The 9,924-nt window shown below is 67.2% G+C and carries 4 protein-coding genes; 2 read left to right on the top strand and 2 right to left on the bottom strand.

Translation table 11 applies throughout. The features are described from left to right. Both DES47_RS28785 and DES47_RS18305 read left to right on the top strand, forming a co-directional pair. Window positions 1-4,175 (top strand): beta strand repeat-containing protein (locus DES47_RS28785; RefSeq protein ID WP_425057453.1); only part of this gene is annotated, 4,175 nt, incomplete at its 5' end. A 176-nt stretch (window positions 4,176-4,351) separates the two neighbouring features. Beyond that, complete coding sequence (locus tag DES47_RS18305; protein WP_133702151.1) at window positions 4,352-8,053, top strand: heme utilization protein; 3,702 nt, start codon at window positions 4,352-4,354, stop codon at window positions 8,051-8,053. Here the strand turns inward: DES47_RS18305 and DES47_RS18300 are convergent. Together DES47_RS18300 and DES47_RS18295 are read right to left on the bottom strand one after the other, a co-directional pair. Further along, window positions 8,050-8,901 carry a hypothetical protein gene (locus DES47_RS18300; RefSeq protein ID WP_133702150.1) on the bottom strand — a complete coding sequence of 284 codons (852 nt, stop codon included), beginning with the start codon at window positions 8,899-8,901 and terminating at the stop codon, window positions 8,050-8,052. The two genes, DES47_RS18305 and DES47_RS18300, sit on opposite strands and share 4 nt — an antisense overlap. A gap of 69 nt (window positions 8,902-8,970) precedes the next feature. Further along, on the bottom strand, window positions 8,971-9,924 hold the full coding sequence (locus DES47_RS18295) for an alginate O-acetyltransferase AlgX-related protein (protein ID WP_133702149.1): 954 nt from the start codon (window positions 9,922-9,924) through the stop codon (window positions 8,971-8,973).

Genomic DNA, 9,924 nt, shown 5'->3' with positions numbered 1-9,924 from the left:
CTCTGACCACCGGTCAGGCGGCCGCACTGAGCACCGCCCAGGTCTCGACCCTGGAAACGGCCGATCTGCGCGCCCTCAGCACCGCTGCGCTGCGTGCGATGAGCTCGGACCAGATCAAGGCACTGACCACCGAAGAAGTGGCCGCCCTGACGACCGCACAGATCGCCGCGCTGACCACCAACCCGGATCAGTTCCTGGGCCTGAACACCGCCTCCATAGTGGCCCTGGGCTCGGCCCAGGTCGCTGCCCTGGGCTCGGCGCAGGTCGCCAACCTCGGCACGGCACAGATCGCCGCGATCGAGACCGCCGATCTGCGAGCGATGAGCACGGCCGGCGTGCGCAGCCTCAGCTCCGCCCAGCTTGATGCCCTGACCTCGGAGCAATTGCAAGGCCTGTCCTCGGCCCAGATCACCGCGCTGTCCACCAGCCAGCTGAACTCGCTGAGCACCGGTGATCTGAACACCCTGACCAGCGACCAGTTCGCCCGCATGAGCACCGCTCAGGTGGCGACCCTGGGCACTGCCCAGATCAACAACCTGACCACGGACGACCTGAACGCGCTGGGTACCGCCCAGTTCGCCGCCATGACCTCGGCCCAGGCAGCCGCACTGAGCACGGCCCAGATCTCGACGCTGGAAACGGCTGATCTGCGAGCCATCAGCACGGCAGCCCTGCGTGCCATGAGCTCCGACCAGATCAAGGCCATGACCACCGAGGAGGTGGGCGCCCTGAGCACGGCCCAGGTCAACTCGCTGACCACGGACCAGATGGCCGGCCTGGAAACAGCCGACATCGTGGCCCTGAGTTCGACCCAGGTCGCTTCGCTGACCTCGGCCCAGATCGGCAACTTCTCGACCGCCAATATCTCGGTGATCGAGACTGCCGACCTGCGCTCGCTGAGCACCGCCTCGGTGCGGGCACTGAGCTCCGACCAGCTCGATGCGCTGACCTCGGAACAGCTGCAGGCGCTGAGCTCGGCCCAGTTGCAGGCGCTGAGCACCGGCCAGCTGAGCGGTCTGAGCACCAACGACCTGAACGTCCTGACCTCCGACCAGTTCGCCAAGCTGAGCACCGCCCAGGTGGCCACCTTGAGCTCGGCCCAGATCACCAATCTGACCACCGATGACCTGAACGCACTCGGCACGGCACAGTTTGCTGCGCTGACCACCGGTCAGGCGGCCGCACTGAGCACCGCCCAGGTCTCGACCCTGGAAACGGCCGATCTGCGCGCCCTCAGCACCGCTGCGCTGCGCGCCATGAGCTCCGACCAGATCAAGGCACTGACCACCGAAGAAGTGGCCGCGCTGACGACCGCACAGATCGCCGCGCTGACCACCAACCCGGATCAGTTCCTGGGCCTGAACACCGCCTCCATAGTGGCCCTGGGCTCGGCCCAGGTCGCTGCCCTGGGCTCGGCGCAGGTTGCCAACCTCGGCACGGCACAGATCGCCGCGATCGAGACTGCCGATCTGCGTGCCCTGAGCACGGCCGCCGTGCGCAGCCTCAGCTCGGCCCAGCTCGATGCGCTGACCACCGACCAGTTGCAAGCGCTGAGCTCGGCCCAGATCACCGCTCTGTCCACCGGCCAGATCAGCGGCTTGAACACCGCCGACCTGGGCACCTTGACCACCGATCAGATGGTTCGCCTGACCACGGCGCAGGTCGCGGCCCTGAGCACCGAGCAGATCACCAATCTGAGCACCGATGACCTGAATGCGTTGGGCACCGGCCAGTTCGCGGCCCTGACCTCGGCCCAGGCCCAGGCAATGAGCACCGCCCAGGTCTCGACCCTAGAGACCGCCGACCTGCGTGCCCTGAGCACGGCAGCGATGCGCGGTTTTGCCTCCGACCAGATCAAGGCCCTGAGCACCGAGGAGGTGGCGGCCCTGACCACGGCGCAGATCAACTCGCTGACGACCGACCAGATGGCGGGCCTGGAAACCGCCGATGTCGTGGCCCTGAGCGCCAGCCAGGTGGGCTCGCTGACCTCGGCCCAGATTGGCACCTTCTCGACCGCGCAGATCGCTGCCATCGAGACCGCCGACCTGCGCTCGCTGAGCACGGCTGCTGTGCGTGCCCTGAGCTCGGATCAGATGGATGCACTGAGCTCCGACCAGCTGCAGGCGCTGACCTCGGCCCAGATCACCGCGCTGACCACCGCCCAGATTGGAGATCTGAGCACCGGCGATCTGAACATGCTGACGACCGACCAGTTTGCCCGTCTGACCACGGCACAGGTGGCCGCGCTGGACAGCGCCCAGATCCAGAACCTGAGCACCGAGGACCTCAATGCGCTGGGAGCCACGCAGTTCGCTGCGCTGACCTCGACGCAGACTGCGGCACTGAGCACGGCCCAGATCTCGACGCTGGAAACGGCCGACCTGCGTGCCATCAGCACGGCGGCGCTGCGTGCCCTCAGCTCCGACCAGATCTCGGCGATGGACACCGAGGCTGTCGCAGCACTGACCACCGCTCAGATCAACTCGCTGAGCAGCGATCAGCTGCTGGGCCTTGCGACCGCCGACATCGTCGCGCTGGGCTCAGCCCAGGTGGCTTCGCTGAGCTCGGCACAGATCGGCAACTTCTCGACCGCGCAGATCGCTGCCATCGAGACCGCCGACCTGCGTTCGCTGAGCACGGCCGCCGTGCGCAGCCTCAGCTCCGATCAGCTCGATGGCATGGGCTCCGATCAACTGCAGGCCCTGAGCTCGGCACAGATCACCGCGCTGTCAACGGCGCAGATCAATGGGCTGAGCACAGGTGACCTGAACACGCTGGGTTCGGAGCAGTTCGCCACCCTGGCCAGCGGCCAGATCGCCGGCTTCAGCACCCTGCAGATCGCCTCGCTGGACACTGTTGACCTGGTGGCACTGAGCACCCAGCACTTCGCTGCGCTCAATACCGCCCAGGTCGTGGCCATCACCACGGCACAGATCTCGGCCATCGACACCCAAGACCTGCGGGCCCTGGCATCGACCTCGCTGCGCGCGCTGACCGACGACCAACTGGCCGAGCTGACGACCACCCAGCTGACCTCGCTGGCCGGCCAGGTCAATTCGCTGACCACCGCCCAGATCTCGGGCCTGGCCACCGAAGACCTGAACGCGTTCACGAACTCGCAGTTCGCCTTCATGACGACGGCCCAGGTGCAAAGCCTGACGACGACGCAGATCGCCAACCTGGAGACCGCCGACCTGGCAGCCTTCAACTCGGCCGGTATCGCGGCGCTGACCACCGAGCAGTGGACCTCGATCACCACCGACCACATCTCGGCGCTGACGGCCAACCAGATCATCAACATGACCACGGCCCAGGCCGCGGCGCTGACGACGGAACAGATCGTCGGCCTGACGACGCAGCAGGTGGTGGCGCTGGAAACCCGTGACATCGCCTCGATGACGATGACCCAGGTCAACGCCTTCGAGAACGAGGACGTCCAGGCCATGAGCTCCAACCAGCTCGCGGCCCTGTTCTCGGTCACTCCCATCGTGCTGGACCTGGATGGCAAGGGCATCCAGACCTCGGCCGCGGCCCAGGGCGTGAACTTCGACCTGACCGGCACCGGCAACGTCAGCAAGGTGGGCTGGACGGCGGGCGGCGACGGCCTGCTGGTGATGGACCGCAATCACGACGGCGTCATCAACAATGGCTCCGAGCTGTTCGGAGTGGGCACCATACTGGCCAATGGCAAGCATGCCGCTAACGGCTATATGGCCATGGCCGAGATGGACGTCAACCATGACGGCAAGCTCAGCGCACTCGACACCGGCTTCAGCGACCTGCGCGTCTGGGTTGACGCCAACCACGACGGCAAGACCGACGCCGGCGAGCTGAGGCTGCTGACCGAGTACAGCATCCAGGACCTGAGCCTGAATGCGGTCAAGGGCACGGAAGTCGACAACGGCAACCTGCTGGGCCTGGTCTCCAGCTACACCACGACCGATGGCACGCAGCATGCGATGGCCGACGTCTGGTTCAGCAAAGACAAGGCAACCGAGGCGGCCAGCGATGTCCAGCTGTCCGACCTGCTGGCGGCACCGACGGCCGATGTGCTGCACGGTGGAGCCAGCCCGGCGGCCACGACTCCGGCGCCGACCAGCCACGCGGTTGACAATCTGTTCCTGGCCCAGCGCCGACTTGACGAGGACGACAACAAGCACCTGCCGCTGATCTGAGGATTGCCTGCCTGAGATCCCGGGATGCACAGGCTCGGGACCATCGGCCCGCCGCTTCACTGTGGCGGGCCGATGGCTGATTGCAACAAGGTCTGCCGGCTCCATAGCTCCATGCCCCAAGCCGCCATGAATTCATCGCAAGGGCGTCCATCACCACGGCGCGCCGGAGCGCAGCCATGCTAGGTTGGCTGAGCAAGAAGCTGCTGGCGCTGTTCAGCGCCGCGCCCCAGCCCGATCCGCTGGCCATCAGCGATGCCGAGGCGGCTGCACTGACCTCGGCGCAGATTGCGGCCATGAGCACGCAGCAGCTGAACGCACTGAGCACGGGGCAGTTCAACAACCTGAGCAGCGCCCAAGCGCCGGGCATCACGACGCTGCAGATGGCGGCCCTGCAGACCCAGGACCTGGCCGCGTTGACAACGGCCAATCTGCGCTCGCTGTCCACCGCCCATATCGTTGCGCTGACCGATGCGCAGACGCCGGCCCTGAGCAGCGAACAGGTCGCCAATCTGTCCACCGTGCAGATCAACAGGCTGGGCACCGGTGAGCTCAATGCCCTGAGCACCAGCCAGTTCGCGGCGCTGAGCAGCAACCAGGTCGCCGCCCTGGGTACGGCGCAGATACGCGCGCTGCAGACGGCCGACCTGGCGGCGCTGAGCACCGAGGCCCTGGCCGGTCTGAGCACCGCGCAGATGGCGGCCCTGACCACGGCCGAGGCCGCGGCGCTGACCGGCGCGCAGCTGCAGGCGCTGAGCACACGCGCGCTCGATGCCATGGGCAGCTCGCAATTCGCCGCGCTGAGCAGCAGCCAGATTGCCGCGCTGACGACCGCGCAGGTCCGCCATCTGGAGACGGCCGACCTGCAGGCGCTGAGCACGGTGGCCCTGCGCGGGCTGGGCACCGATGACATGACCGCGCTCAGCACCGGCGCGATGATGGCGCTCAGCAGTCAGCAGATCGCTTCTCTGAATGGACTGCAGCTGGCCGCCCTGTCCTCCGCCCAGCTTGGCGCGATCGACAGCGCCGACATCACCGCGCTGTCGCCGGTGGCGCTGCGCGCGCTGCTGCCCGAGCAGCTCGACGGCCTCAAGGCGGGCCAGGTCGGCGCCCTGCGGGCCGCGCAACTCAACAGCCTCAGCGCCGAGCAACTGCTGTCGCTGAGCACCGCCCAGATCGCGGCACTGGCCACCGCCGAGTTGCCGGGGATCGCGGCGGTACAGCTCAACGCCCTGGATCCAAGCCAGTTCGCCGCCCTCACCAGCGCCCAGGCCTCCGTGCTGACGGCCGCGCAGCTGCGCACGATAGAGATGGAGGACCTGGCCGCCCTGCGCACCGCAGCGATACGCGCGCTCAGCGCCGACGCCATCGCCGCACTCAGCGCCGAGGCCATCGTCACGCTCAGCAGCGCCCAGATCTCCGCCCTCGGTTCGGCCCAGATGAGCGCGCTGAGCGCCCAGCAGATCGGCGCCATCGAACCGGCCGATCTGGCCGCCCTGAGCACCACCGCGCTGCGTGCGTTGAGCCCCGGGCAGATGCAGGGGCTGAGTGCCGATCAGATGATGACGCTGAGCACGCGTCAGGTGGCCTCGCTGGGCACCGACCAGGTCGCCTCGCTGAGCAACCAGGCCTTGAACGCGATGAGCACCGGGCAGTTCGCCTCGCTGACCACCGCCCAGGTGGCCGCGCTGACGCCGGCCCAGGTCGGCGGCCTGGAACTGGAGGACCTGGCCTCGATGAGCACCGCCTCGATACGGCAGCTCAGCACCATGGCCATAGAGGCGCTCAGCGGCGACGCCATTGTTGCTCTGAGCTCCCGCCAGTTCGCCGCGCTCAGCTCCAGCCAGATGGCAGCGCTGAATGCGCTGCAGATTGCCTCGATCGAGACCCAGGACCTGGCCGCGCTGAGCACCGCCGCCATCCGCGGCCTGGCCGCCTCCCAACTCACCGGGCTGACACCGGAGCAGATGGCGGCGCTGAGCACGACACAGGTGGCCGCACTGAGCACCGTGCAGGTCGCCGGCCTGGGCCAGGAAGAGTTGAATGGCCTGAGCACGCGTCAGTTCGCCTCGCTGGGCGGCTCCCAGGTGGCGGCGCTGACGACGGCACAGATTCAGCTGATGGAAACGGCCGACCTGAACGCCATCAGCACCGTCGCCTTGCGCGCCATGAGCACGGCTACCTTCGCCGCGCTGACACCTGAAGGTGTTGCCGCGCTGAGCAGCAGGCAGTTCGCGGCGCTGGGCTCGACCCAGACCGCCGCGCTGAGCTCGGAGCAGATCGCCGCCATCGAGACCCAGGACATTGGCGCGCTGTCGGCGGCCGCCTTCCGCGCCCTGTCGCCTGCACAGTTCGGCGGGCTGACGGTGGCCCAGATGGGCTCGCTGTCCACCGCCCAGGTGGCCACCTTCACCAGCGAGCAGCTGGGCTCGCTGGCCACCGACACCCTGAACGCGCTGGGAACCCAGCAGTTCGCCGCACTGACCAGCGCCCAGGTCTCGGGCTTCACCACTCAGCAGATGCAGGCACTGGAGTCGGCCGATCTGGCGGCCCTGAGCACCGGCGCCATCGGCAGCCTGACTCTGGCCGCCGTGCACGCGCTGGGCACCGAAGACATCATCGCGCTGACAACACGGCAATTCAGTGCCTTCAGCTCGGCGCAGGCGGCCTCGTTCAGCTCCGAGCAGCTGGGCGCCATCGAGACCCAGGATCTGGCCGCGCTGACGCCCTCGGCCCTGCGCTCGCTGAACCCCTCGCAAATTGCAGGTCTGAGCACCCAGCAGATGGCGGCGCTGACGCCTGCCCAGGTCTCGACCTTGACCACCGACCAGGTCGCCGCGCTGAGCACCGAGGACCTGAACGCCTTGGGCACGGCCCCCTTCCTGCGCCTGACCACCGCCCATATCGCGGCACTGAGCGTCGATCAGATCGGCCACCTGGCTACCGATCACTTCGCCGTGCTGAGCACCGGCCAGATATCCGCGCTGACCACTGCCCAGGCCCGCGCCCTGAGCACCGAAAACATCGTCGCGCTGACCACGCAGCAGGTGCCAGGCCTGGAGACCGCCGACATCGCGTCGATGGGCACCCACCAGATTGCCGCCTTCGAGGGCTCCGAGGTGTCGGTGATGTCGGGGGCGCAGTTGGCCGCCTTTCTGCTGGCCACGCCGCTGATGCTGGACCTGGACGGCCATGGAATCAACACGCTGAGCGCCGCCCAGGGCGTGGATTTCGACCTGCATCACATCGGCCAGGCTGGCAGGTTCGGCTGGGTCGCACCAGGCGATGGCCTGCTGGTGATGGATCGCAATCACGATGGCAAGGTCAACAACGGCAGCGAGCTGTTCGGTGGCGCAACCCTGCTGCCCGACGGCACGCGCGCCCACAACGGCTTCAGCGCGCTCGCGCAGCACGACGGCAATCACGACGGCAAGCTCAGTGCCGCCGATGCCGCCTTCAAAGATCTGCGCATCTGGGTCGACTCCGACCATGACGGCGTCACCGATGCCGGCGAGCTGAAGCTGCTGAGCGACTACCAGATTGTCTCGCTGGACCTGCATGCTCAGGCCGGCACGCAGACGGACAACGGCAATGTGCTGGGCCTGGTGTCCAGCTACACCAGGGCCGATGGAAGCCAGCATGCGCTGGCCGATGTGTGGCTGGCCGGTCAGGCCCCCGAAGCGGCCAAGGCGGCGGCCACACCGGCCCTCAACGAGGTGCTGGCCGCCCCCAGCGGCAGCCTGCTGCCGGCCACACCGGGGCCGCACGAGACTGCGCCGGTGGCCGCTGGCGCGGAATCATCGCCCGCCGGGCTGCTGCATCCGGTGCTGGAGCTGCACCTGTGGCGCGATGACCGCCACCACTGGATGACGATGATCTAGGCGAATGCCTTCGCGATCACGTCGCGGATATCGCGCTTCTTGATTGCGTCGTAGCCCGCCTGTGCATAGGCCGCGCGCGCCGCGTCGTCCTCCACCAGCGCCTGGCAGGTGGCCAGGATGTCGGGCGTCTTGACGAAGCGCAGAACACCGTGCAGATCGGGCTCGATCTCCAGCTCCTCGGTGTAGTCGCAGACCACGGCCTTGCGGTTGGCCATCAGATAGGACACGCGCACGATCTCGAACAGATTGCCGCGCGAGAAGTTGACGACGACCTTGGAGCGGGCAATGAACTCGTCGCGCTGCTTGCCCCAGACATTGCACAGCGTCATCACCGAGAGGCCGGTCAGGTCGCGGCGCAAGGCCGCGATCTTGTGCAGCGACTCCGAGCGGTCGGGCGTGATATTGCCGTAGTACAGCACGTCGATGTCCTGCTCCACGGCGGCCGGCACCTTCTCCAGGTTCGGCGCATAGGCTGTCTTGGCATAGAAGGCCGGGCGGCGCGGTTGCAGCGCGTTCCAGGTGGCGACATTGCCCTCGGCATAGTCCCAGAGCCAGTATTTGCGCGCCACATACTCGGCCGCCGTGCCGGCCAGGTTCTGGCCCGCATAGCGCTCCATATTGAAGAAGATGGTGTTCTCCGGGAAGCTGTCGATCAGCCCCAGCTGCAGCGGGATCTGGAAGCCGAACACGATGTTCACCGCCTCGGGGTCGAAGTGGTTCATGCGCCGGTCGACCTGGTGACCCAGGGCGGCAAAACCCCAGTGGTAGGACTCCACCACCTCGTTGTAGGCATCGAGAATGCCCACCTTGGGATAGAAGGGGTTGTACTGGACCAGGCAGACTTTCATGGCTTCTCCGTGAACGGCCGCTAACAGTCAGTCGGAGCCAGAGCGCTTCGCGGTCTGGCACACGAGACCTCAGCTAGGCAACAAATCTTGTGTATGGGGTCGCACCAGATAGCGCTCGGCGCTCTGCACCAGCACCAGCTTGGCGTTTACGCTCTTGCAGTACTGGAAGTCGACCAGGGTGTTCCAGACGAAATGGACCTGGCCGAAGAAGGCCGCCATCAGGTCGGAGAAACCGACGTCGTAGGAATAGCTGTCGCCGAAGATCACCACCGCTTCCTGGATCGGCGCGGCCGGGTTCTGCAGCACATAGTGGTTGCCGACATGGCGGCCGGTGGTGGCCATCAGCCGGTTGTCGTAGACCATGGTGGCGCGCCGGGGGATGGCGATCACGCTCTCGAAGCACTCTTCTTCGACAAACTTCAGCAGCAGGTCATGCCGCCACCAGCTGCGCACCAGCGGCACGTGCCTGAAGTCGAACTCGCGCTCGGGCCAGACCGCCTGCATCAGCTCGCAAAAGCCGAACCAGGCGCCGCTGGCGCACCAGTGGCTGTTGCCGCGAAAGGCCAGCTCGGCGCGCCAGGACTCGGCATGCAGGCGCTCGACCGGATAAACCAGGCCCTGCGGTATGGCCTTCAGCATCTGCTGCACCGGGCGATCGGCCAAAGCCTTGGGGGCAGGCACCGCGCCGCCGGCCGGCCAGCGGGCGCCGGGGAAGATGGCCTGCTTCTCGGGCACGACCAGGTGAGCGAAATTCGCGCCGATGCTGTGCGCTGCCGTCAGCCGCCGCTCGAAGGCGGCCTGCCATTGCTGCAGACCGTCGGGGGCCAGCTGCATCTGGCCCAGGTACTGCTGCTCCCAGGCATTGTTGCCATTGGCGATGTACTGCCAGCCGTCAACGCCGGCAATGGCCACCTCGTCGCGCGACAGGCTGCCCACCGGCTGACCGTACTGCGCGGCCAGGCGCTGGTGGTTGGCCTGCGCCAGCTCGCGCTCGATGGCCAGAAAGTCGTCAAGCCTGCTCAT

The organism is Roseateles toxinivorans, assembly GCF_004362525.1.
Lineage (GTDB): Bacteria > Pseudomonadota > Gammaproteobacteria > Burkholderiales > Burkholderiaceae_C > Paucibacter > Paucibacter toxinivorans.
This window is presented reverse-complemented; position numbering and strand designations above follow the sequence as displayed.

Excerpts from the sequence above, each read along its gene's own strand:
- DES47_RS18300 (WP_133702150.1), bottom strand. The coding sequence starts at position 8,901 with ATGAAAGTCTGCCTGGTCCAGTACAACCCCTTCTATCCCAAGGTGGGC.
- DES47_RS18295 (WP_133702149.1), bottom strand. The coding sequence starts at position 9,924 with ATGAGCAGGCTTGACGACTTTCTGGCCATCGAGCGCGAGCTGGCGCAG.
- DES47_RS18305 (WP_133702151.1), top strand. The coding sequence starts at position 4,352 with ATGCTAGGTTGGCTGAGCAAGAAGCTGCTGGCGCTGTTCAGCGCCGCG.